This is a genomic window from Foetidibacter luteolus, from assembly GCF_009650435.1.
Taxonomy (GTDB): domain Bacteria; phylum Bacteroidota; class Bacteroidia; order Chitinophagales; family Chitinophagaceae; genus Foetidibacter; species Foetidibacter luteolus.
Map to the genome: position 1 here is coordinate 45584 of NZ_VVIP01000020.1, position 25532 is coordinate 71115.

The following is a 25532-nucleotide window of genomic DNA, read 5'->3' on the forward strand; positions in this document are numbered from 1 at the left end:
AATTTTGGCAAAAATAGAACTATGGCTCCGCATGGCTTTAAAAAGATGACAGTTAACAATAACTTAATGTATAAATAATATAGACCGTGTTGAGAATCAATACAGATTACTAACGATAACCGGGGTTAACATTCGCATAATCTTACGTTAACAATTCGGTAATACAGCCCTTCTACTTTCGCCGCATGAAAATTAAGGTCATGCATTCTTTGAAAATAGCCTTCTGTTTTACCATAATAGCGGGCATATTGTTGATCGCAACCAGCGCTACTGCACAAAAGGGAAAAATTGAAGGAAAAATACTTGATGAAAATAACAAACCCGTAGCCGGTGCTTCCGTGCTGGTAACAGGCATTAATGCCGGCCTTGCCTCGGATCAGGATGGACGCTTTTTGTTTACCGTTGATGCTGGCAAAGAGTATGAAATTCAGGTAACCGCCTTGGGGTATGTATCCAAAACAATCAGCAATGTATTAGTAACGGTTAACCAGGTATCCAGTATTGAAATAATACTTACACCCTCTTCCAACAATTTGCAAACGGTTACGGTTAAAACATCTGCCAAAAAGGAAACCACCAACGCTTTAATACAGTTTCAGAAAAATACAAACACAGTAGCACAGGTAATATCCTCCGAGGCAATACGGCGCTCTCCCGACAAAAACACGGGTGAAGTTTTGAAGCGTATTCCCGGTGCCAGCATACAGGAAGGAAAATACCTGGTTGTGAGAGGTTTGAGCGACAGGTATAACCAGGCAATGCTAAACGGCATACAACTTTCCAGCACAGAACCCGATAGAAAAACCTTTTCATTTGACATCTTTCCTTCCTCAATGGTAGATAACATAGTTATCAATAAGGCATTCGTGCCGGAAATGACGGGAGAATGGGCCGGCGGACTGGTGCAAGTGAATACGAAAGATATTCCCTCACAGTCCTTTTTTAACATACAGGTTGGCACGGGTTTTAACTCTCAAACAATTGGAAAAGACTTCTACTCTTACAAAGGTGGAAAACTTGACTGGCTGGGAATAGATGATGGCAGAAGAAAATTGCCTGAAGGAATTCCCTATAAAAACAGTTTCTCGAACTTAAGCCGCGAGGAAAAAACAGAATGGGGCAAAAAATTTAATAATGACTGGTCTTATCATGAGGGCTCTGCTCCCATCAATACGTCAATGCAGATTAGCGGGGGATTCAATACCAACCTCTTCAGTAAAAAGTTTGGTGGAGTTATCGCTTTAACTTACAGCAGTAATAACCGTAGGCTTGCATTCGATAATAATATTTATAACCTAAACAGGGCAGCCAGAACCGCTGATACAAGTTTTGCTTACCAAAACACCAGGTACAGTAAGGATGTCTTATGGGGGGCTCTTGCCAATTTCGCTTTACAAATTGACAATAACAACAAGATATCTTTAAAAAATGTCTTTAACATCAACGCAACGGATTATGTAACTATAAGACAGGGACAGGATTATGAGTTTGGCGCCGGAAGGGCTGCCCCGATCAGGGCCCGTGAGCTCGCCTTTAAGTCAAACACTTTGTACAATACCCAACTTACCGGTGAGCATAATATCAACAGCTTAAAAAGCAAACTAAAATGGTATGGCAGTTTCACTATTCTTGACCAATACATTCCCGATCAAAAGAGGCTACAGTATAATGAAGTAATAGACACTAAAGTTTTTGAAGCACTTATAAACGAAGCGAAGTCTCAAAAATCAGGAAGTATTTTTTATTCCAACCTTTCCGATTATATCTATACGGCCGGGGCTGACTGGACAACGAATTTTAAATTATTCAGCCTGTCACAAAGTGTAAAAGGTGGTTACCTGTTCCAGGTAAAGGACCGTTTATACAATGCAAGGCCTTTTTCTATAACAATGCCAAGTTCTAATAACCGAAGCCTGCTTTTATTACCGGAGGAACAAATTTTTGCAACCAGCAATTTTGGAGGCAACGGTTTTGAATTTGATGAGTTTGGCGAGGCAAACTTCCGTTATCTGGCTAACTCAATTTTGAATGCAGGCTACATACAGTTAGATAATCAGTTTGCTAATTGGCTGCGAATTGTGTGGGGCGTAAGGGTTGAAGATTTTGACCAGTTGGTAGGAAGTGTAAAAAAATCTGATGACAGGTTTGTTAATACAAAGGTTACTGACTTTCTTCCGGCAGTAAATGCGACTTTTAAACTAAATAATCAAACCAATATACGTTTAACAGGTTCCCAGACTGTAATTAGGCCTGAGTTTCGTGAACTTTCCAATCTTGCTTTTTATGACTTTGATTTAGGTGCTACAGTTCTTGGTAATAAAGAATTAAAACGTACAAAGGTTACCAATCTTGATCTGCGGTACGAATTGTACCCACGAGCCGGAGAATTGTTTACAGTTGGTGTTTTTTATAAATACTTTAAAGACGCCATAGAGCAATTCTATAATCAAAGCGGTGCAGGGAGCAGCAGTACATTTAACTTTATCAATGCCGATAAAGCTACCGGTTATGGGGCTGAGGTTGAGTTTAGAAAAAAACTTGATTTTGTATCTGCGCTGCGCAACTTCACTTTTCAAACTAATCTCTCTTATATCTATAGCAGGGTTGAGAGTAAGGGAGTAGAACTGGATCGTCCTCTTCAAGGCCAATCACCTTACGTCATCAATTTTGCCCTACAATATGATGTTGAAAAGCTTGGACTTAACTCAACGATTCTTTTTAACCAAATAGGACGCCGCATTTTATACGTAGGCAATAAAGACGTTCCTGAAATATGGGAGGCCCCAAGGCCGTTGTTAGACTTGCAAATAGCTAAGAAAATACTGAAGAATAAAGGAGAAATAAGGCTGAACATTTCTGACTTAATCAATAAGAGAGCCAATTTCTATCACGATTTGAATGAGGATAAAAAATATACCGCCAATTCAGTTAATGATGCTTTGGCAATCAGAAGAAACTACGGAACCAATTTTAGTATAACATTCGGTTACAGTTTTAAATAACAATATAACATTCATAATTAGTAAAACAGTATAAAACAGTTGTATGAAGAAGTATTTTTTAATAGCATGTTCATTAGGCTTACTTGCTGCTTCCTGCCGTAAAATTGAAGTAGATGGAGACGGCGATGGTGGAATCAAGCCTGGAGAATCTGATGAAGTAATCCTGGAAGGTCAGATTACGCAAAACCAAACTCTGGATGACCCCAATAAAACATACATTATCCGCGGAACAGTTTATGTGAATAGCGGGGTTACCCTTACAGTTGCTGCCGGTATTACCGTGTACGGGGAACTTTCTTCAAAAGGGGCATTAATAATAACAAGAGGCGCTAAGATTATGGCTGAAGGAACTGCTGATAAGCCAATCATTTTTACATCTGAAGCAGCAGAGTCTAACAGAAGAGCTGGCGATTGGGGAGGGATAGTAATACTGGGCAAAGCTTCTACAAATGCAAGCTACAATAATCAGGCAGGTGTAGGTGAAATAGAGGGCGGTGTAAACAATGGTGCAGGACAGGGTTTATATGGCGGGGGAGCATCTCCTGATGATAACGATAATTCAGGTGTTTTAAAGTATGTTCGTATTGAGTACGCTGGTTTTGCTTACATTCCGGATAAAGAATTGAACAGTCTTACCCTTGGCGCTGTTGGCAAGGGTACCAAGATTGAATATGTACAAATCAGTTATGCACTGGATGACGCTATCGAATGTTTTGGCGGTAATGTTGATTTAAAGCATATTGTTGCTTATAAAACTTTAGATGATGACTTTGATACAGATAATGGCTATAGCGGAAAAATTCAATTTGGTATTGTATTGAGAGATTCTGCCCGTGCAGATATTTCAAAGGTTGAGGGTTGGGAAAGTGATAATGATGCCAACGGAAGCACTTTAACTCCTCAAACAAGTGCCGTTTACAGTAACATGACAGTATTAGGGCCTCGTGCAACCACTTCAAATATTGGTAACAGTTTGTTTCTTGCAGGTGCGCAAATCAGGCGTAATTCCTCTATCTCTATCTTTAACTCTGTTATCATGGGTTGGCCAACCGGTATTTTAATTGACGACAGCAAGGGTACTGCAACAAGCGGTAATATTACTGCCAGCAAATTAGTTATAAAAAACACCTCAATTTCCGGATGTGCAAAACCACTCGACTATTCGAAGGGTTCGGTTGATTTCGGTCTGTCCGCCGTTGAAACCTGGTTTAATGAGCCGGCAAAAAAGAACAACATCTATACAACAAATGATGATGTTAAACTAACAGCAGCGTTCGCTTATCCTACTGCATCCAAACCTAATGAGCAGCCAGATTTTACCCCTCAATCAAGCTCTCCATTAGTTGCTGCCGGTGCCGCGGATTTTTCTGACACAAAACTTACAGGGTTTGATCAGGTTACTTTCCGTGGAGCAGTAGGTTCAACTGGTACCGATGCTACATGGTGGAAGGGGTGGACTTCTTTTAAATAATCACAGGGTAAAATATAACTCGTTAAAGCAAGAGCATAGCAGGCATGGAAACAGGCCGGCAATAATAAAAGCAAAGAGGTTGTTCATTGGGGAACAACCTCTTTGCTTTGCCTGTAATTTATGACGTTATATTTTTTATGGCCCCGGCTAAAGTACTACTATTGAACGCCTGTTGTGTCACTCACTTGTACGTCTGGTTCACTACTCAGCACAGCCCAAAACCACGGTAAGGCAACCACGTCACTTGCTTTTGGGGTGGTATGAATACACCACTTCATAAGTTTCCTTAGAAAGCTCCGGCATCATCTGGCCTACACGCAAGTCTTTTTTTTGCGGTGTAGGTTCGCAAACAGTGTAACGTTCGCCATTATATATAATAGGTTTGCCTAAGGCTTTATCAAATTTAACAGCTATGGTTACGTGTTGGGGATAAGCCATTACAATCATGGGCAGGTTATAAATTTCCTTCACCAGGTAAAAAAACAGGGCTGCCCGGTCTTCACAGTCACTTTGGCCATATAACAGGGTTTGCTCTGGCGTAAGCCGTTTTTCTTTGCCGAATTGTTGTGTATCCGGCTCAAATAAAAAGGCATACCGGGTAAACCGCATCAGGTAATCAATGCCATTTTTTACGTTTAGCCCTTTCATGTTTTTTTTCAGCACCGGCACCAGCGATTCGTAAGTTTCCCTGCTTAGAGGCAAATCAAAGTAAGAAGCATAGTCTACAACAGGATAGTTGGCAAACATGGTTTGTACCTGTGGGTTAAGCTTAATTTTAAACCGATAGTTGTTATCGTTTATGGCAAATTGTAAATCCCGCTCCTGGTAATCCGCAGGGTTTAATTCCGGCATTTGAGATACTTTGTAAGAGAAAGATTTAACCGCATTTTGCTGTAGCAGGCTTACTTCTGTAATGGAAGCTTTTTCCAGGTTAACGCTGTTGCCATAATCATGGTAATTAAGGCAAACATATTGTTTGCCGTCACGGGTATAGCAGGGTATTTCATAAACGTTCTCGTCGCTTTGTACGTAAAACAGCAGCTTATCATCAATAATCCTTAATGTGGTACCGTAGCCGGATTTGGCCAGGAAAAACCATTTATACAATGTGTACCTCAGGTAATTGTCAGCTTTCGGGCTTACAAATTGCGCCGCCTTGCGTATCAGTTGGTAATAAAGCCAGTCATCCAGTTGCTGTTTTTCCTTGTACGCGTTTAAAGAAGCTATAAAAGGCTCATAGTTGGCATTTTCCATTTGCTGGTAAAAATACAGGATGGCATTTTCGCTAAGCGGCCCTGAAAAGGTTACGGTGCAGGATTTGTCGAATAATGCGTTTACAGTATCTCCATAAAAGTCAAAACGCACTGCAAATGTACCCTGGCCTATACCGCGGGCCGGCGCATAGCTACAATAAAGCAGCATGAATAATATGTAGAGTGCTTTTTTCAAAAGGCAATCGCTTCGTATTTAAAATTACAAAACTTAATAATAAGGTAATATGAAATTTAGATTAGAAGTTGTAGCGCAAGTTTCAGTTTAAAGGCAACCGGTGCATCCGGGCCTGAAATGCCGCCCAATGAACCGAACGATAAACGTAGTGCGACGCAACGATGCTTCATTGAAAAACCGGACCTCCGCCACCAAAATACTACCGGGTGGATTATTAATACTATGGTCTTATTACGGTTACAATTAGTTTATACAGCCAGGGCACCTTTGCAACATCAAACAGCAAGCAAGCAAATTTAGTCAGTAGATTTTCTCATGCCAGAAACCCCGATATTTTTATCGGGGTTTATTCTTTTTCAAACTTCTTGCGGATGTATTCAATCACCGAAGGGTCTTCCAGTCCTTCCATATCACTTAACTGAAGCTCCAGTGCTTTGTTGCTTTTTTGTATTTCCAGCAGGGATAACAAAAGTGAAAATGTAAAGGCCAGTAAAGCCATTGCAAAGAGTATGCTGGCAAGGCGCATCCAGTTAATATAAATAAAGTACATGCACACTATGCAGAGTATAAAACTTAATACACCCAGTGCCTGCATATTTTTAATAAGCTTCATACGGTAGCGCAGGTTCTTTATCTGGCCGTGCAAAAGCATTTTGTTGTCTTCGCTTTTGTATTTATCGTGCAGGGTTCTTATCAGGTTTGCCAACGCAAGAAAACGGTTGGTGTAAGCCAGCATAATTAAGCTGATGGCGGGAAAAAGTAATGCCGGTGTGTTAATGGATATATCCATGCGTTACGCAGTTAATAGGCTAAGTTCTGTACTAAAAGCGAAAAAGCCACTTTGCTGCTGCAAAATGGCCTTTTCTTTATTTACCTTTTCCTTATCTCTTGGCTCTGCGCTTGGGGAAGAAGTTGCCGGTTTTAATTTTCATGTTGGTTCCTTCGGGGGCGCCATAATGTGTCATGGCGCAACGGAAACCTAATGAATTGCTGCTTTGGTCTTCTTCCATATAGCGTCTTGCACCGGGGCTTAGCCAGTAAGGCATATCGTTCCAGCCGCCGCCTTTATAAACCCTGGATTTATCGCTGATTAAAGTAGTAATACCGTATCCGTAGCTTACGCCGCTTAATGAATCGCCATCAAGGTAATCCACCGCGTAAGAGCGCTGGTAGTTGCGGCGGTTGCGCAAGGTTGAGTCGTTTTCAGGAATGTACCTTATGCGACCCAGGCTGTCTCGCATGTTGCCTTCGCCACCGCTAAGATCCACCTTTTTAAATTCGTTACCACGATAGGGGTTGTAATCATCTTCTTCAATACCGGTGGTAGGCCTGTACACATCGGCCACCCACTCATTTACGTTACCGCTCATGTTATATAAGCCAAATGCGTTGGGGAAGAAAGATGTTACTTCGGCAGGTATAGCAGAACGGTCGTTCAAACCGCCGGCAGTACCCATGTAGTCACCGCTGCTGCGCTTAAAGTTTGCCAGAAAAGCACCCTGCCATGCACCTTTGCGGGTAGAGCGCAGGTTGTCAAATCCATCATTCTGCCAGGCGTAAATTTGTTTGTTGGCTATCAATTCCTCACCACGCTTCTTTTCGTTTTTACGTGGCTGGGGGTTGCTGCTTATATAAGCAACGGCTGCATATTCCCATTCTGCTTCTGTTGGTAAGCGGTAATCGGGGAAAAGTACACCGTCTTCAAATTTTACAGATGTTCTTGGCCTGCCCTGGGCATCTTTCAACGGGTTCTTTTTAGGTTTGCCCGGTACGCCCTGGTATTCACCAACCAGGTAAGACTTTGTATTAAAGTTTTCCTGTCCGCCGCCGTTCAATTCCTGTTTCAACACATTTTTATTCTGGTAACCGCTTTCAATTAAGGCAATCTGGTTTACACGGTCTGTACGCCAAATGCAAAAATCGTGGGCCTGCCTCCAGGTTACGCCTACTACCGGGTAGTAATTGTAGGCCGGGTGGCGGAAGTAATATTCCACTATCGGCTCATTGTACGCCAGCTCGCTTCTCCAAACAAGTGTATCCGGCATAGCGCCCTGTACTACATTGGCATACATGGGGTCAGAGAAAACATTTTCCAGCCAGTACATGTACTCGCGGTAGTGTACGTTGGCCACTTCTGTTTTATCTATAAAGAAAGAGTTAACCGTTACACGGCGGGGTACATTGTTCCAGTCGCCCATCACATCTTCCTGTGTGGCGCCCATGGTAAAGGTACCACCCTGAACAAACACAAGCCCTGGACCTGTTTTAATGTCTTTGGGTTTAGGAACAGAAAAACCACCCTGGTCTTTATCATTGTAGTTCCAGCCAGTGGCTGTGGATTTTTCTTTTTTCTTGCTAAGTGCACTGCAGGAGGCGAACAAACCAGCCGTTGCCAACAACAATACACAGTTTCTAAGCGTTTTAACCATTGTGAAAACCGGTTTTTTACAAGAATATGAACGTTAGCTGATGAAGTTTATTGTAAAACATTGCTATAATTTGCGAATATAGTTGATTTGACTATTTCCAGTTAAGACGGACATATTAAAATAAGCTTGATTAAGTATAAATAAAGCTTGTAAAAAAGCTGGCTTAGTTGCATAAGTTCCAAAAAATTAGCATATTTGCCTTCACCAACAGTCCGGAAGCATCATAAATTCATTATTATAGACTAACTTTTACCCACACTTTTCATGAAAATAAACGCAGGCCTTAAAAGGAACCTTGCCTCAGTTATTTTCATAGCCAACTATAAACATGTATAATGAATAAGAGAAACTTTAAAACTACTGCGCTGTTGTCCATATTGTGCTTAGGTGTTGGGTTACAATCATTTTCGCAGGACCCTGTTAATGTAGTTACCACGGCCGTTCCTTTTTTAAGAATATCACCGGATGCCCGTTCAGGCGGCATGGCAGATATTGGCATTGCCACAAGTCCGGATGCCAACTCCGGGTTTTATAACCTAGGCAAAATACCTTTTGCAAAAGAAAAAACAGCACTTTCTCTTACCTATACGCCATGGCTCCGCGATATTACCAAGGACGTTTACATGATAACAGCGGCTGGCTACCACCAGTTGGATGAAGAGCAGGCCATTAATGTTGGCATACGGTATTTTAACCTGGGCAACATAGACTTTGTTGACGCCCTGGGTAACAGCCTGGGCTCTAACCGCCCCAGGGAATTTGGTATTGATGTTGGTTATGCCCGCAAGCTTAGCGATCAAATGGGCCTTGGCGTGGCATTGCGCTACGTAAACTCTAACCTTGCCAACGGCGCTTTTGGCGGGGTTACTTATAAAGCGGGTACTTCTGTTTCAGGAGACATATCATTATACGGCAATCATACGGATGAGGCCGGCCAGGGCGTTTCCTGGGGGCTGGCGTTAAGTAACCTGGGTTCCAAAATAGGCTATACAGACAATGCCCAGTCAAAAGATTTTATACCGGCAAACTTAGGCCTCGGTGCTGCTTATACCTGGGCTGTGGAAGAAACCAGTAAGTTTACCCTTACCGCCGAAGTGAACAAACTGCTGGTACCCGAAGTGCCATATTACCCGGATTACACTTCTGATTCAGCCTTTGAAGTAGCCATGCAGGATTACCGCAGCAAAAGCATTTTCGGTAGCTGGTTCAGCTCTTTCAGCAATAAAGCTTACAGTTTGCAGGCCGGTGCAGAATTCAACTACAATGAGCAGTTTTTTGCCCGCGCCGGTTATTATTACGAAACCGCTGAAGCCGGTAACAGAAAGTTTTTTACTGCCGGTGTTGGTTTAAAATACGATGCGTTCGGGCTTAATATATCTTACCTGGCGCCATCAGGCAGCGGTGTAACAAGAAACCCACTGTCCAACACTATGCGTTTTAGCCTGTACTTCAATTTTGATGATATTGGTGGCGGTGAGTAAACCACTGTTAAACTAAGTTGTAAAAAGCGGGGGCAGCAATTACCTTCGCTTTTTTTATGGCAGCACCCTTCGGGTGGCTGTTGAAGCATTTTGGGCCCGGCAGCAGGAACTACTATGAGGCGTCCCTTGCGTCGCACTCTTGTACGCCTTGTCCTTTCTTCGCCATAGTGCAGCAGGTTTGTACATGGCGTTGGGCCCCTGGTGCAACACACTAAAATTTATCAGGCAGTATGAAAATAAGAATAGGGCAGGGAGTTGATTTTCACCAATTGGTTACAGGCCGGGATTTGTACATCGGCGGCATTAAAATACCGCATAGCAAAGGCGCCCTGGGCCATAGCGATGCAGATGTACTGCTGCATGCCATTTGCGATGCCATGCTGGGCGCAGCGTGCCTGGGCGATATCGGAATGCACTTTCCGGATACCTCGCAGGAGTTTAAGAATATTGACAGTAAAATATTGTTGCAGCGTACGGTTGAGCTAGTAAAAGCGGAAGGCTACGTGGTGGTAAACATTGATTCCACCCTGTGCCTGCAGGCACCCAAAATAAAACCCTATATACCTCAAATGCAGGATGTAATTGCTGCCATAGCCGGCATTACGGTAAAGGATGTTTCTGTAAAAGCCACCACTACTGAAAAAATGGGTTTTGTGGGCAGGGAAGAAGGGCTGGTGGCTTATGCTTCGGTGCTGCTGCAAGGGTAGGGAAGTACAAAATAAGAAGGTTTAAGAACGAAGTATGGAATTGGCGGCTTATGATGGCTGGATTTCTATCCTTGTTTTGCAACATTCGTCCTTCCGGCACCTTCTTCTAAAGGAAAAAAGGAGGAATAATGTTTAGAACGTACAAGTGTGCTACCGTGTGTACACGTCTTTTCGGAGAAAAAAAGGGAACACGGATGACACGGATAGAATGGATTTTCACCGTTTGTTTTCGCAGAATGCGAAAACATCCGGTAAGAAATCAAACTTACAAGCCAAAAAAAGTACGGATTGGCACCGATAATGCTGCGAAGCAGCATTGAAAATCCAGCGTATCCGTTCTATCCGTGTCATCCGTGTTCCAATAGTTATTTGTGTACACACGGTAGCGTACAAGTGTGCGACGCAACCAAAGCTTCATAATTCTTGCTGCTAGGGTACATAAAAAAATTATTTAAAACTTGTTTTCAATAGCGCTGGAGGTTTTTGAGACTAACTTAGTTCGTACCTCAAGCTTAGTACCCGGTTATTCTTATTCACCATGCTGGAAAACTTACACATACAGCCTAAAGCCAACTTCTATAGCTTTGCCGCAATGAGCAGTTTACAAGTTAAAATTATCAACCAGTCGCCCAACCCCTTGCCAGAGTATGCCACCAAAGGTTCGGCCGGTATGGATATACGGGCAAACCTGGAAGCCCCTGTAACACTGAAAACACTGGAACGTATGCTGGTGCCTACAGGGCTTTTTATAGAGCTGCCCCAGGGTTATGAGGCACAGGTGAGGCCCCGCAGCGGCCTGGCGGTAAAACAGGGCATTACCTGTCTTAACACCCCCGGAACCATTGATGCAGACTATCGTGGGGAAATAAAAGTAATACTCATTAATCTTTCAACGGAAGAACAGGTCATTCATCCCGGCGACCGTATTGCGCAAATGGTAATACAGCAGGTAGGTCAGGTGGAATGGTTATTGGTGCAGGAAATTGGCGCTACCGAGAGGGGCGCAGGTGGGTTTGGGCATACAGGCAAACAATAAAGAGCAAAAATGAAAATTCAGTTATACACCATACTTGTACTGTTGCTGCTGGCATCGTGCAGGCCGGCAAAAAAAGTGCAGCGCATTGAAACCTCAATTTCTAAGAAAGATACCTCTCAAACGGTTATTATACAGCCGAATGAAAAGGTAGACTCCAACGCGGTGGTTAAGAACATACTCCATAACGTAGGGCAGAATAAAATTGACTTTAACACATTCTCCGCCAAGATTAAAGTAGAGTATGAGGGTAAAAACGGCAGCGACCAGGCCACAGCCAATATACGCATCCAGAAAGACAGCCTTATTTGGGTATCTCTTACCGGCTTGTTGGGCATTGAAGGTTACCGGCTATTGGCTGACAAAGACAGTGTACGCCTGATGAACAAGCTGAATAAAACCGTTCAATACCGCAGCATCAGCTATTTGCAGGAACTGGCCGATATTCCGCTGGATTTTTACAGCCTGCAGGATTTAATTATGGGTAACCCAGTATTCCTGGACAGCAATATTGTTTCTTACCGCAGTAATGGAAAAGAGTTGCTGGTTATGGTAACGGGCAAGCTGTTCAAAAACCTGGTTACGTTTGATACTGCCGATTACAGGATAGTGCACAGCAAGCTGGATGATGTAAATACCATGCGTAACCGCACCTGCGATATAACGTACAACGAGTTTGAAAAGGTAAATGATTTTCTGTTCAGTAAACAGCGTCGCATATCTGTCGCCGAAAAATCCAAGCTGGATATTGATTTGAATTTTAAGCAATATGAATTTGATAAAGCGCTTAGCTTTCCTTTTAATATCCCAAAAAACTATAAAACAAAATAATATTCACAGCAGGCTAACGTTTAAATGCTGAAATTAGCAAAACTGCTGTTTGTTTGTAACCTGTAAAATCCTGGTAAATAATGAAAAAACTGTTTCTTGCAACACTGCTCTTCTCCTTTTTAAACGTGGGCCATGCCCAGCAAACAAAAGAAGAAATTCAAAAAAGACAACAGGAACTGCAGCAGGAAATTGATGAGCTAAACCGCAACCTGCAGGAAACCAAAAAAAATAAGAAACAGTCACTTAGCCAGTATGCTTTAATACAGCGTAAATTAAAGGCCCGCGCAGAACTGATTAATAACCTCAATAAGGAAATGAAGAAGATTGATGATGAAATCTTCATGACCAACCGGGATATTTACCGCTACAAAAACGAACTGGATACACTTAAGGACAATTATGCCAAAAGCATACTTTTTGCCTATAAAAACCGCAGCAATTACGATTACCTCAACTTTCTTTTTTCTGCCACCAGTTTTAATGATGCCGTTAAAAGAGTAGCTTATTTAAAAAGCTACAGGCAGTACAGAGAAACGCAGGCCGATAACATTTTTAAGACCCAGGATGTATTGCGGCAGAAAAATGTGCAGCTTGCCGGCAGTAAAAACGAAAAGAACAAGAACATTGGAGAGCAAAACAAGCAGCTCAATGTATTACAGGCCGATAAATCTGAAGTAAACGACGTGCTGGCCAAGCTAAAAAGCGACGAAAAAAACCTTTCTACCCAAATACGCGACAGGGAAAGAACCAGGACCAAACTGCAACAGGCATTAAGGACCATTATTAACCGCGAAATAGCCGAAGCCAAAAAGCGTGAACAGCAAAGGCTGGAAAGAGAACGGCAGGAGCGCCTTGCCAGGGAAGAAGCGGAAAGAAAACGTAGGGCTGAGCAGCAGAAACAAGCAGCCGCAGCTAATGCAAAACCTGCAGATAATACAAAACCTGCTGTTACCCCGGGTAATACAGAACCCGAGCCCGCCGCCACTAAGCCCACCCTGGGCGCAGCAACCACCGGCCTTAGCTCCGCGCCAAAAACAGACAGGACGTACAGCCCCTTTGAATCAACAACGGAAGGGCTTACACTTTCCTTGAACTTCGAGAACAACAGGAACAAGTTACCATGGCCGGTTGATGCGGGCTTTGTTTCTGTACACTTTGGAAGCTACGAAATACCCAACACCAAACTTAAAGGCTATAGCGATGGCATTGATATTTCATTGCCCGTTGGCTCATCCGTAAAGGCTGTTGCGGAAGGGGAGGTATCAACGATATTCGATCTTGGTACACAAACCGTAGTAGTACGGCATGGTAAGTATTTTACTACCTACAGCAACCTATCCACCGTAAATGTAACCAAGGGCCAGCAGGTTCGGCCGGGTACAGTGGTTGGTAAGGCTGCCGCGGGTAGCGATGGTGAAGGAATTCTCACTTTTATGGTTACCAACGATAAAGGCGCTAACCTTAACCCGGAAGCCTGGTTGAGAAGAAGATAACTTTATGATGATATAAAAAATATGGCCATCTCTTGTTAAAGGAGATGGCCTTTTAGTTTCAATCCATTTTGTAAATCAATGGCAGTTTGAATTGGCAATCAAAAAGCAAGCAATGTAAGAGAATCGTCTAAAATCCGAATGGGCGACAAAGAAAAGGGTTTTTATTAAATTAACAAGTCTTTTGCAAAAAAAATTTGGCACCGCTAATATTCTCATAGGCACCTTACTAAAAGCACCTAACATTTAACTGGGTTACACCGAAGCTACCACGAGAGGCAGGCATAGCTAAGTTGCAGCCTTATGGCGAAAGTACCTTTAAGAAATTTATGACTCGCTGCTTTGTTAAGGTTCCACAGTTAAAATGTGTCTGCCGCACATGGCGGGCAGACACATTATCTACTATGTGGGAAAAGCTGCGTAGGGTACAGAACGTACAAGAGTGCGACGCAACGGAAGCCTCATATACGTTCCTTAAGCCGGGCTCAAAAAATTGCTCTTAAAACGTTGGGTTTTGAGCGATGTTGGGATTAGCATCCCGCTCCCTTTGTGGAATGGGTAATACCAGCTTGCTGTCGTCGTAAGCCCTTGTACCGATATTTTTCTTCAGCCGCTTTAATGTCCACAGTTTATCGCCTTCAAAAGCCAGTTCCAGAAGGCGCTCGTTAACAATAACATCGGCATTGGCTATGTTGGCCAGCGGCGGAACATTGGCACGTGTTCTTACGGCATTTATATCATCCAGCGGACTGGCGCCAACGGCACTGCTGTTGCGGTAATTGGCTTCGGCCCTGGTAAGGTACATTTCTGCCCTGCGTACAACGGTAATTACTTTGTACAGTTCCCTCCATTTGGATGAGCGCATGGCATTGGCATTCTGGCCGTTGCCCTGTGTTAAATAGAACAGCGCCTTGCGGTCGTCTCCATTGCTGTACTTGTTAATGTGGGCCTGCTGAATGTCCACATCGCCCCTGCCAACACCGGGCAGGCTGGCAAAAAAAGTAACCAGTCCATCATTGCCATTGCCAACACCCTGGTAGCTGCCCACATTTACCTGGCTGTTTTGCTGCACAGCAAAAATGTCTTCTGCTGAATTACCACTGTTATTAAATAAAACTGATACGCTGGGCGCCAGGGTTTCATCAAATTCAATTACTGCATTGGCTTCCGCAGCGGCGCCTGCATAGTTGGCTTGCTGCAGGTAAACCCGGGAAAGAATGGCCGAAGCAGCGGATTTATCAGCCCGGCCATTATCGTTGCTTTCGGGAAGTTTGGCTTTTGCGTCAGAAAGGTCGCTGATAACCTGGTCGTACACTTCTTTAACAGAGTTCCTGGAAACCTGCAGGTTGTCCAGGTTCTCAACAGGCTGCAAAATTAAAGGCACGCCCAACGGATCGTTACCGGCAGATTTTGACCAGGGCTGGGCAAAGTATTGTATCAAATTAAAGTAGTATAAGCCCCGCAGAAATTTGGCTTCGCCTTCAATATTGTCCCTGATGTCTTCATTAACCACGCTTATTGCCTTCAGTACGTTGTTAAGGCTGTTAATGGCTTTGTAAGAATTAATCCACATTCTTTGCGCGGTAGGGTCAACAGCGATTTGTTGCTTGTTAAAAATATCCCTGTAGGTTTGAAAAGTGCCCCTCCAGAATATATCCCCATCGCCGGCAAGTAATTCGCCCGCCATAATAAAATCTGTGCCATAGCAACTGCCGGCCACCAGTGTGGAGTATCCTCCGTATAAAACGCTTACCACGCCATCGGAAGTGGTGAGCAACTGCTCCGGGCTAAGGCTTGTTTCTGACTGTATTTCAAGGTTTTTGCTGCAGGAAATAAGGCCGACTGACATTAAACCCGCCAGCAAAAATTTATTCATGTGTTTCATAATTTTTCTTTTTAGAGTTTAACATTCAGGCCTACGGTAATAGAACGTTGTGTTGGGATGGTGTAATAATCAATACCACCGGAAAGAGCTGCTGTGCCGGCGCCTGAGTTAACCTCGGGGTCGTAAGCATAGCTGGTGATGGTAAACAGGTTGTAGCCTGCCACAAACAGGCGCAGGCCGGAGATATTGGCTTTGCCCAACAGGTTCTTAGGCAGGTTATAAGAAAGCATGAGCGATTTAAGCCTGATGAATGACCCATCATACAGCCACCTGGTAGATTCGAAGTACCCATTGTTATAGTAAACGCCTACACGGGGAACATTGGTTATATCTCCCGGTTTTTGCCAACGGTTTAAAAGGGTTCTTGTCTGGTTATCGTAACCGTTGCCAAAGCCGGTTTCCTGGTACACGCCGGAAGCGTTAAAGATGTCGTTGCCGGAGGTAAAGGAGAAGAAAGCGCTAAGGCTTAATCCTTTGTAGGTAAATGTATTGGTTAGGCCGCCCGTCCACTTAGGGTTCGGGTTGCCCACCACCCTTCTGTTGGCTAATGAGTAGTCTGAAGTGGTTTTGCCTTCTGCGTCAAGATAGAGGGCATCACCATTGTTAGGGTCTACACCGGCAAACACAGGCATGTAGAATGAAGCAATGGGGTTTCCTTCTATGGCCGCTTTCCTGCCGGCACGGGCTGCGTCATCAATAATTTGCCCGTTTATATCAACTACATTGTTTTTATTGTAAGCGGCAACAAAATCTGTAGTCCATTGAAAGTCTTTGCCTGCAAAATTCCTGGAGGAAATGGTGAACTCAACACCGGAGTTATCAACCACGCCCACATTGCGTACAACTGAGGTAAAGCCGGATGTAGAAGGAATCTGTACCGTCAGCAGCAAATCGGTGGTATGTTTTTTATACCAGTCAATCGTGGCGGATAAGCGGTTGTTGAACAGCCCGAAATCAAGCCCGATGTTAACCTGGCCGGTTTTTTCCCAGCCAAGGTCGGGGTTGGCTACCTGTGTAGCTTCAAAGCCGGGCAGGTTGGGGTATTGCGTGGTAGAGAATAGCGACAGGTAGTTAAGGTTGCCTATTTCGGCATTACCGGTGATGCCGTAACCGGCCCGCAATTTAAGAGAGCTTACCCAGGTTACCGGTTTCAGGAACTCTTCATCGGATAACACCCAGCCAACAGATGCGGCAGGGAAGAAACCATACCTGCGGTTATTGCCAAACCTGGATGAACCGTCAATACGGCCGCTTAAAGAAAGCAGGTAGCGGTCTTTAAATTTATAACTGGCCCTGGTAAAGTAAGACAGGAACCTGTCTGTGGTGCCTGATGAAGAACCAAAAGTTATATTACCCGCACTGGAAAGGGTCTGAAGTTTTTGCGATGGGAAATTCTCTCCCTGTATGCCGGAAATGCGGCTGTTAATCTGCTGGTAGCTCATACCGCCTACCAGTTCAAGATCATGATCGCCTTTAAATGTTGGTGTAAATGTTAGGTAGTTATTGGTATTAAACGTAGTAATGCTGGCTGTAAGGTACTGGCCCTTGCCGGCGGGTGCCCCGTCTTGTGTTTTATTGTTTTGGAACTGCTCTTCGTTCTGGTTAAGAATGTCTGCGCCAAACTCTGAGCGGAAAGCCAGTGAAGGTAATAGTTTATAAGTGGCATATACGTTGCCGATGTTCCTGAAAACACGTTGCCTGTCGCTGGCATTGCCTGCCTGTATAAGGCCGTTGTAGTAAGGAATATTATCGCTGTATTCGCCATTGGCATCACGCAATGGCGCTATAGGCGCCAGCGCTACAATCTGGCCGGGCGTGGAGAAAGCATTGTCATCACTTACCCGGAAGTTTTCAGAACGGTTAATGGCCAGGTTCATGCCCAGCGTTAGCCTTTTACTGGCAGTATGGTCAAGGTTAAGCCTGCCGCCATACTTCTGAAATTTGTTCATGATTACAATAGCCTGCTGGTCGCTAAAAGTGCCCGAAGCATAAAACCTTGTTTTTTCATCGCCGCCTGATACGGAAATATCTGCCTGGTGGGCGATGGCATTATTGCGGTAAATGTAGTCTTCCCAGGGGGTGTTTACAGCGTTATTGCGCCAGTCTGTTCCCTGTGCCAGGTAATCCAGTACAGGTACAGCGCCATAATCGGGGTCGTTGGTAAAAAAGTCAATAGCTTCCTGTTCGCTGCCAAAACCGGATATACCGTTCTGAAAGTCATATACGCCGTCATTTTTGGCTGCTTCCAATAAAAGGTCGCTGTATTCTTTACCTGTTAAAAAGCCTCTTTTTTTGGTGGGTTTGCTAAAGCTTACCGCATAGTTGGCTTCAATATTCGTTTTGCCGGCACGTCCTTTTTTGGTGGTAATAAGCACAACGCCATTGGCGGCACGGGAGCCATAAATGGCGGCTGCCGACGCGTCTTTGAGGATTTCTATGGATTGTATGTCAGACGGGTTAAGGTCTGCCAGCGGGTTGGTGGGGTCGTTGTTAATGTCGCTCTGGCTGTTGCTTATCATGGGCACGCCGTCAATAACATAGAAAGGCTGTGTACCTGCTGATAAGGATGCGGAGCCACGTACCTGCACTTTTATGCCCTGGCCTACTTTACCGCTGCCGGAGCTAATTACCACGCCTGCAGCCTTTCCCTGTATGGCCTGCTCAAAGCTTTGAACAGGGGCCGGTATATAATCGTTTTGGTTAAGCTTGGCAATAGCGCCGGTAACATCTTTTTTTGTTTTGGTGCCATAGCCAACTACCACAACGGCGTTAAGGTCCTGCGTTTGTGTGCCCAGCTTAATTTGCATGTTGGCTGTGGCTTCGGCTTCAATTATTTCGTAGCCGATAAACGAGAACACCAATACCTTGCTGCCAGGCGGCATGTTGATGGTAAAGTTGCCGGCCTCATCCGTTTGCGTACCAGCCGCCTGGCCTTTTACCTTTACTGATACTCCTTGCAGGGGTGTTCCGTCTTTGGCGTCTGTTACTGTGCCTTTTGCTGTTTGCACCTGTGCCTGCACAGTAGTAAACAACACAGTGGCCATCATTAGCGTAGTTAACCATTTCATCTGTTGCTTTTTAAATGTTTTGAATGTTGGCCCATTGCACAGGGCCTTCGTGTTTACCGGATGTGTTGCGAAAGGGTTATTTGCTGAAGTGCAGTTGTAATAATAGTTGCCGTAGCCAATGCAGCGGGCTTGCGGAATTCTTCATTACAATAACCTGGTAGCAGTTAAGTGCCATCTGCAAAGACATTAACAATGCTTTAATAGCTGATTCGGAAGCGCTGCATTTTAACCGAACTGTGAATTTGAATTACTGAAATCTGATAATATGGGTGCGAACTTTTGAAGCAGTAACAGTAGAATATTTTGAGCGGAAGAATTTGGGGCTGTGAGCCTGGAGTACTTTGTTGCATCTGCAGTTCCGGCTTTCCGCTGCAACTCCGCCTCAAGGCCATCCGCACAGGCCTTCAGCGGGGTTTCCGCTTCAATCCGGCAGCCATTCAGCGGTGGGATGTGAATGGTGGGATGGTGAGTAGTGAATGGTGAGTGGGGCTTATTTTTCCTTCGTTGTTCCTTATTCGGTATTCACTACCCGGCAAGAGAAGCCGCCCAATGAACAGAACGATGAACGGATTGCGACGCAACCGGGCCGCCATGAAATACCGGACGCTGGTATCATAAAAAACACCGGAAAAAACAAGCCGTATCTATGGCTGTATCAATTCAAAACAATCCTTGATGATTTCGATATTAAACTCGCTGCTGGTTTCTTTAGGTTCGCCGTCAATATGAAAAGGGGCGTGCCTGAGATTGCGGATGGTAAGCGAAGGCGTTTGAAAATAAAGCACGTTCTTTTTAGTAACATCATCAACCAGTTGCTGCAACTGGTTATTGCCCCTTATTTGCCTAAGCACTGCAAAAGGCAGGCGGGCCTTGTTCATTTTTTGAACAATCACTATATCCAGCAAACCATCGTTAAGGCTTGCCTGTGGCGCAATGGTAAAGTTGTTGCCAAACTGGTTACTGTTGGCTATGCTGATAAAAAAGGCATCGGTGTAAAAGGAAAAATTGTCCAGCAATATCTCAAACTGGTAAGGCTGGGCCTTGAAAAAATTAATAAGGCTTTGCTGCGTATAGGTAAGCAGGCCGCGGCTTGCCTTGCTTGCAAAATCATGTGCAACGCTGGCATCAAAGCCAAGCCCGCTAAGCATGCAGGAAAACTGTTGGTTAATCAGGAAAGCGTCTACCATTTTTGACTCGCCTTTCATAATAATATCAAAGGCCTGTTGTGGCTTTTTAGGAATACCCGCCGCGAAAGCCAAACCATTACCGCTGCCCATGGGTATTATGCCAAACCGCACTTTTACATGCTGCAAAGAATTTACCACCTGGTTTACGGTGCCATCGCCGCCAATAATGATTACATCCGTTATGTGATGGTCCAGAATTTTATCTTTTAAAAAATCGTAGTTGCCGGTGGAGTTGGTAGGTATTATCTCATAGTGCATCCCACGCTTTTTTCCTTCCGCTTCTATATCTTTCAGAAGGCTGTCTTTTTTAGCGCCGCCGGATATTGGATTGGCCAGGAAAACAAAGCGTCTTTGTAAGGGCTCTATCTTCTGTATTTTTTCGGCCGGAATTTTACTGGTATGTTCTTTTTTTGGGGACAAGGTCAAAGTATTATACACGTCTTTTTCCACTGCTTCTTTTTCCATACTGCATCGTTATTGTTAGAAAGCCCAATATTACAGAATTAATAACCGGAGAAACCAAACGTGCAGAAATAAATGAGTTGTGGAATGTTTTTTAAACTTTGGTTAACGCCATTCTAATTTGTTCTTAATGTGCTTACCATTTTATTAAGGCGCTGGCCCAGGTAAAGCCGCTGCCAAAAGCGGCAAGACAAACAAGGTCACCTTTTTCAATCATTCCTTGCTGCCAGGCTTCGCATAGGGCAATAGGTACGGAAGCGGCTGTAGTGTTACCATATTTTTGAATATTGTTATATACCTGTTCTTCACGCAAGCCAAGCTTTTGCTGTACAAACTGTGCAATGCGCAGGTTGGCCTGGTGGGGTATCAATACTTTAATATCCGCAGGCTTATAGCCATTGGTATTTAAAGCTTCCATAATTACTTCCGGAAATTTAACCACCGCTTTTTTAAATACGGAAGGCCCATCCATAAAGGGAAAGTTCTGGGCATTATCAATCATTTCATGGCTCATGAACATCTGGCCTATTTCGGCTTCGTCAAAATTGGCCACTTGCTGGCTTGTCCAGTAGTTGGCATGCGTGCCGGGGTTGTACATTGCCAGTATTTCAGCGCTTTCACCATCGCTGTGCAGATGGGTGGATAATATACCGCTTTCCTCATCTTCGGCAGGTTGCAATACCACAGCGCCGGCGCCATCGCCAAAAATTACAGATACGTTTCTGCCGCGGGTACTAAAGTCAAGGCCAAACGAATGTTTTTCGCTGCCTATAACCAGTATGTTTTTATACATGCCGCTTTTAATAAACTGGTCCGCAACGCTTAGTGCGTACACAAACCCGCTGCACTGGTTTCGTACGTCAAGGGCGCCGATTTCCCCCATTTTCATAGCACGCTGCACCAACACCCCGCAACCGGGAAAGTAATAGTCTGGCGATAATGTAGCGAAAACGATGAAATCTATATCCTGCGCTGTAATGCCTGCCCTGTCAATAGCAATTTTGGCGGCTTCCACGCCCATGGTAGTGGTGGTTTCCTGTGTGCGGTGGGCATACCGCCTTTCTTTAATACCGGTGCGTTCCTGTATCCATTCATCACTGGTATCCATGTAGCTGGTAAGGTCATTATTGCTTACCACATGTTGGGGCACGTACATTCCTATGCCTGCTATCCTGCTTTTTGGCATTGCAATCCGTTAATTAGGTGGTTGTATAAAAATTTCGGGTGGAAAGGTACAGATTATTATAAGGGAAACACAAGTGCATATACGCTATTCATAATTTGTAAAACAGAGCAGCGGTTTCCGGCTTACACTTTCACAGCGGGCCTTAACCTGTTAAAATATAAGCCAACATTGGGAATAACCTTAAGAAGCGGTAATATCTTCTTATGTAAAGCTTCCTTTTTTTGAGGAATAACAAGCTCCTGGCAGCGTACCTGGCTTACGGTAAACTTAATGCAAAGGGTATCGTAAAAAACCACTTCGGCCACACCTTCAAGAGTTATGCTGTAAGGTTCTCCTTTTTTGTAAAAGAAAAGTTCCCCGGCAAACCTGTCAAGCTTAATATAGGTAAGCGGCATGCTGCCAAGGCTAAACCATATCACCCTGTCGTTTTCTACATTAAAAGGGCGTACTATGTTAACAGGCAGCTTTTCATGAAAGCCACTGCAGTTATAAAATATAGCTTGCTCAAGCTGCAAAATGCGGTTATTAACAAGTGTAGATGCTGTATAGCCCATAAACTACCAGTTTAGGATATTTGGTATAAATTTTCGTACTTACTTATTAGTTGGGGGCTCTTAAATAGGACAAGCAAATGAAGTTTTCGTTGCATGGATAACGGAAAATTTATAATACATTTTCCCGGCTGTCTTTCGCAATAACGTGCTAATTAAAATTACAACATGCATGCCTGATTTGCAAAAAACCAATATTAAAAATTTCGGCTTACTAAACATAGGTCCCATATTGGTAAAGCCATTGTAAACATTGTAGTTAAATGGCAAAAGAATCTATATTTACCGCTGTTATGTGTAAAATAAACCACAACCATTTTTACCTGTTCCTCAATAATTATTCAAAGCTTATGAAAGCAAAATACCTGGCAGCGTGTTTTATTATATTACTTACCGCATGCAACAGCGGCGCCGAAAACACAAACGCTGTGGATAGCGCAGATGTTACCGGCAAAGCAGACAGCGCATCAGCAGTTACTGCCGATCCTTACGCCGCACAGTTAACAGCGCAGGATACCCTGTTTGAAGATGGCAGCATACCCACCTCATGGGATAATGCGGGCTTCAACAACCCTGGCGGCTTCAAACAATTTATAATTGGCTTTAAAGAGTGGGTAAAAGCGGATAATGTGGATAGCATTGCCGCACATGTGCAGTTTCCTCTTAAACAGGCCAAAACACCGGCAATATTTAAAGAAAAATATGCTGACTTATTCAATGCTGGTGTAAAGGCCGCCGTTGACAGCCAGCGGTTAGACAGGATATTCCGCAACTTCCAGGGTGCATCAATAGGCGATGGCAAAATATGGTTTACCGAAGCGAAAGGCAAATACCTCGTAACCGCTGTCAACCAGTAATTTCAGGTACCGGGTGAGGCCAAAAAAAATACATTTTTTATGGGCCCGGCAGCAGGATTGCTATGAGGCTTTGCTTGCGTCGCACTCTTGTACTTTCTCTTCGCTACGCAGCTTTTCCCACCTTGCAGAAAAGAACTCAAGATTATACCACTTTTTTCCAGTTAAGCCTTACCGAATTTACCGCCAGCACCACATCGCTCATGCCCATTACCAATGCGCCAAATGTGGGGCTTAAAAAGCCAAATGCCGCCACGGGAATGGCCACTATGTTATAAGCAAAGGCCCAGCCCAGGTTTTGCTGTATGGTAATGTAAGTGTGTTTGCCCAGCCCCAGTGATAAAGGGAGGTTCTTTAACCCATGGTTCATTAACACCACCTGCGCACTTTGCATAGCTGCCTGGGTAGCATCGCTAAGAGAAATACCAACTGTAGCCTTGGCCAGCGCAGGCGCATCATTAATACCATCACCCACCATCGCTGTTGGCTCTTGCATGGTAAGTGCGGCTAATTTTTCCAGTTTTTGTTCCGGCGTTTGCTCTGCAATTACTTCATCAATTCCCAGTTGCCGCGCTACAGCTTCGCTTTTTTCTTTCTTGTCGCCGCTTAGCAGAATGGTTTTTACATTATTGCTATGCAGTAAACTTATTACCTGTTTGGCTTCAGGTCTTATTTCATCGGCTACATCAATCCAGCCCAGCAATTCATTGTTGCGGATAATGTATACGTTGTGGGTATAGTCTTCTGTTAATCCCTGTGCTACTTTAAAGGAGCCGGCAATGTATTCGTTCCCTTCTTTGTCCACCGCTTTCATTCCCAGGCCTTTTACTTCTTCCACCGTTTGCCAGCGTATATCGTCCTTTACTTTCCATTCTTTAGCAATGGCTTTTGCAATGGGATGGTTGGAGTAGCGCTCAAGCGAATAAGCAATACGTTTAAAATCGTCGGGAGTGCTGGGTGAGTGGTGAGTAGTGAGTGGTGAATGGTGAGTGGTGAGTGGTGAATGGTGAATGGCGGACGATGAACCTTGGGCTGCATCATTGGTATCTGTAAGCTTTTCCGCATTATTCACCATTGCCCCTTCACCATTCACGCTAAACCCGGTTATTTTAAAATGCCCTGTTGTCAGTGTGCCGGTTTTATCAAACACTACCTGCCTGATGCTCTTAAAAATTTCGAGGCTGCGGGCATTTTTAAACAGTACCCCGTTGCGGGCAGCACGGCCCAGGCCAACGGCTATCGCAGCGGGGGTTGCCAGGCCCATTGCGCAGGGGCAGGCTATTACCAGCACAGCAATGCCACGCATTAAACTGTCAGCAAAAGTTAAGTGGCCATAAAAATAATTTATCACAAATGTTATCATGGATATGATGATAACGCTGGGCACAAAAATGCCGCTTATTTCATCGGCCAGTTGCTGCACCGGCGGTTTTTCAGCCTGGGCCGCCTTTACCAGTTTAAGAATATTGCCCATTACAGAGTCTTCACCCACGGCGGTAACATAGGCCTTCACCGTTCCGCTTTCCATAATACTGCCGCCGATGAGTTTATCATTCATCTTCTTTTCCACCGGCACGCTTTCCCCGGTAATAATCGCTTCATTTACACTGGCATCTCCCCATAGTATTTTGCAATCCATGGGCACAGTTTCACCGGTTTTTATCAAAATCAAATCTCCTACATGCAGTTTGGTGCTTTCTACGGGAAAAATATGTTCTTCGTGCTTGTCGTCGTAAGCAATCATGTTGGCCATCGTTTTTTGCGACACAGCCAACTTACGCAACGCAGCCTGTGTGGTTTCAACAGATTTATCTTCCAGCCAGTTTCCTAAAAAAACCAGTGTAAGTATGGTTGCGGTGGTTTCAAAAAACATGTATTGTTCCGCCTGGCCAATCAGCATCCCGTAAACGCTGTATCCCAACGCCGCTGTTGCGCCCAGGGCAATCAGCACGTTCATGTTAGGCACGCCGTTCCACAGGCTTTTAATGGCGCTGCGGCCAAAAAAATCCATCCCTACTATGTAAACGGGTAAAGCCAGCGCCAGTTGCACATAAGGGTTCATGAGCGCATGAATATGAATGCCCGGGATAAGATGCCCGAAAAACAGCGGCACGGTAAAAACTAAACAAAAAATAAACCGCTGCCAATGGTTTTTAAACAGCCTGCGTTGTTTTTTGGGCTGGGCCTCATCACCGGTATGAACCTGGTAACCCAGGCCGTCAATACCTTTGGCTATTTCCTGTTTTGAGGCATTGCCATTAATATCAAAACTCACATCGCCACCAATAAAATTTACTTTTACGTTCTGCATGCCCTTGCCTTCCAGGTATTTGCTGATGGTTAAGGCGCAGTTCGTGCAATCCATGCCTTCTACTTTCCAGTTTACTTTCTCCATAATTTATTGTATAGTAGTTCTAATAATGAAATGAGTAACCGGCATTTTCAT

General features: G+C 44.2%; 17 protein-coding genes. 8 read left to right on the forward strand and 9 right to left on the reverse strand.

Going from position 1 to position 25532, the window contains the following annotated elements; translation table 11 throughout:
• The first annotated feature begins 200 nt into the window (after nt 1-200).
• Nucleotides 201-3002 (forward strand): TonB-dependent receptor, encoded by a 2802-nt coding sequence (locus tag F0364_RS06025; RefSeq protein WP_207632540.1) that lies wholly within the window; start codon nt 201-203, stop codon nt 3000-3002.
• 43 nt (nt 3003-3045) lie between these two features.
• Complete coding sequence (locus F0364_RS06030) at nt 3046-4473, forward strand: beta-helix domain-containing protein (RefSeq protein WP_153796865.1); 1428 nt, start codon at nt 3046-3048, stop codon at nt 4471-4473.
• A gap of 240 nt (nt 4474-4713) precedes the next feature.
• Here the strand turns inward: F0364_RS06030 and F0364_RS06035 are convergent, their stop codons facing one another.
• The 3 genes from F0364_RS06035 to F0364_RS06045 all read right to left on the reverse strand — a co-directional run bounded on the left by F0364_RS06035 (nt 4714) and on the right by F0364_RS06045 (nt 8351).
• Nucleotides 4714-5895 carry a hypothetical protein gene (locus F0364_RS06035; RefSeq protein ID WP_153796866.1) on the reverse strand — a complete coding sequence of 394 codons (1182 nt, stop codon included), beginning with the start codon at nt 5893-5895 and terminating at the stop codon, nt 4714-4716.
• Between the two features lie 373 nt (nt 5896-6268).
• Nucleotides 6269-6712 (reverse strand): DUF2721 domain-containing protein, encoded by a 444-nt coding sequence (locus tag F0364_RS06040; protein WP_153796867.1) that lies wholly within the window; start codon nt 6710-6712, stop codon nt 6269-6271.
• Between the two features lie 91 nt (nt 6713-6803).
• A complete protein-coding gene (locus F0364_RS06045; RefSeq protein WP_153796868.1) occupies nt 6804-8351 on the reverse strand; it encodes an SUMF1/EgtB/PvdO family nonheme iron enzyme in 1548 nt (515 codons plus the stop codon).
• A gap of 335 nt (nt 8352-8686) precedes the next feature.
• Between F0364_RS06045 and porV the strand changes: the two genes are divergently transcribed.
• The 5 genes from porV (at nt 8687) to F0364_RS06070 (ending at nt 13896) form a co-directional block, all read left to right on the forward strand.
• Nucleotides 8687-9832: a type IX secretion system outer membrane channel protein PorV gene (gene porV, locus F0364_RS06050; RefSeq protein ID WP_153796869.1), complete on the forward strand. Its 1146-nt coding sequence runs from the start codon at nt 8687-8689 to the stop codon at nt 9830-9832.
• Nucleotides 9833-10062: 230 nt separating this feature from the next.
• Entirely contained in the window at nt 10063-10539 is a 477-nt protein-coding gene (gene ispF, locus F0364_RS06055) for a 2-C-methyl-D-erythritol 2,4-cyclodiphosphate synthase (protein WP_153796870.1), read from the forward strand.
• Between the two features lie 592 nt (nt 10540-11131).
• Nucleotides 11132-11575 carry a dUTP diphosphatase gene (gene dut, locus F0364_RS06060; RefSeq protein WP_153796871.1) on the forward strand — a complete coding sequence of 148 codons (444 nt, stop codon included), beginning with the start codon at nt 11132-11134 and terminating at the stop codon, nt 11573-11575.
• A gap of 9 nt (nt 11576-11584) precedes the next feature.
• Entirely contained in the window at nt 11585-12403 is an 819-nt protein-coding gene (gene lolB1 / locus F0364_RS06065; protein WP_153796872.1) for a lipoprotein insertase outer membrane protein LolB1, read from the forward strand.
• Between the two features lie 80 nt (nt 12404-12483).
• Nucleotides 12484-13896, forward strand: coding sequence for a murein hydrolase activator EnvC family protein (locus F0364_RS06070; RefSeq protein ID WP_153796873.1), 1413 nt, complete (start codon nt 12484-12486; stop codon nt 13894-13896).
• Nucleotides 13897-14392: 496 nt separating this feature from the next.
• Here F0364_RS06070 and F0364_RS06075 read toward each other — a convergent pair whose 3' ends face one another.
• From F0364_RS06075 to F0364_RS06095, 5 genes are all read right to left on the reverse strand, one after another.
• Nucleotides 14393-15769 carry a RagB/SusD family nutrient uptake outer membrane protein gene (locus F0364_RS06075; protein ID WP_207632541.1) on the reverse strand — a complete coding sequence of 459 codons (1377 nt, stop codon included), beginning with the start codon at nt 15767-15769 and terminating at the stop codon, nt 14393-14395.
• A gap of 20 nt (nt 15770-15789) precedes the next feature.
• The gene (locus F0364_RS06080) at nt 15790-18846 is read right to left on the reverse strand and encodes a SusC/RagA family TonB-linked outer membrane protein (protein WP_153796875.1); all 3057 of its coding nucleotides are present in this window, start codon (nt 18844-18846) and stop codon (nt 15790-15792) included.
• Between the two features lie 644 nt (nt 18847-19490).
• The gene (locus F0364_RS06085; RefSeq protein ID WP_153796876.1) at nt 19491-20498 is read right to left on the reverse strand and encodes a diacylglycerol/lipid kinase family protein; all 1008 of its coding nucleotides are present in this window, start codon (nt 20496-20498) and stop codon (nt 19491-19493) included.
• A 133-nt stretch (nt 20499-20631) separates the two neighbouring features.
• The gene (locus F0364_RS06090) at nt 20632-21681 is read right to left on the reverse strand and encodes a 3-oxoacyl-ACP synthase III family protein (protein WP_207632542.1); all 1050 of its coding nucleotides are present in this window, start codon (nt 21679-21681) and stop codon (nt 20632-20634) included.
• Between the two features lie 122 nt (nt 21682-21803).
• Nucleotides 21804-22235 carry a hypothetical protein gene (locus F0364_RS06095; protein WP_153796878.1) on the reverse strand — a complete coding sequence of 144 codons (432 nt, stop codon included), beginning with the start codon at nt 22233-22235 and terminating at the stop codon, nt 21804-21806.
• A gap of 260 nt (nt 22236-22495) precedes the next feature.
• Here F0364_RS06095 and F0364_RS06100 point away from each other — a divergent pair, with 260 nt between their 5' ends.
• Nucleotides 22496-23089 carry a hypothetical protein gene (locus tag F0364_RS06100; protein WP_153796879.1) on the forward strand — a complete coding sequence of 198 codons (594 nt, stop codon included), beginning with the start codon at nt 22496-22498 and terminating at the stop codon, nt 23087-23089.
• A gap of 142 nt (nt 23090-23231) precedes the next feature.
• Here the strand turns inward: F0364_RS06100 and F0364_RS06105 are convergent, their stop codons facing one another.
• Nucleotides 23232-25481: a heavy metal translocating P-type ATPase gene (locus F0364_RS06105; protein WP_153796880.1), complete on the reverse strand. Its 2250-nt coding sequence runs from the start codon at nt 25479-25481 to the stop codon at nt 23232-23234.
• Nucleotides 25482-25532: the final 51 nt, after the last annotated feature.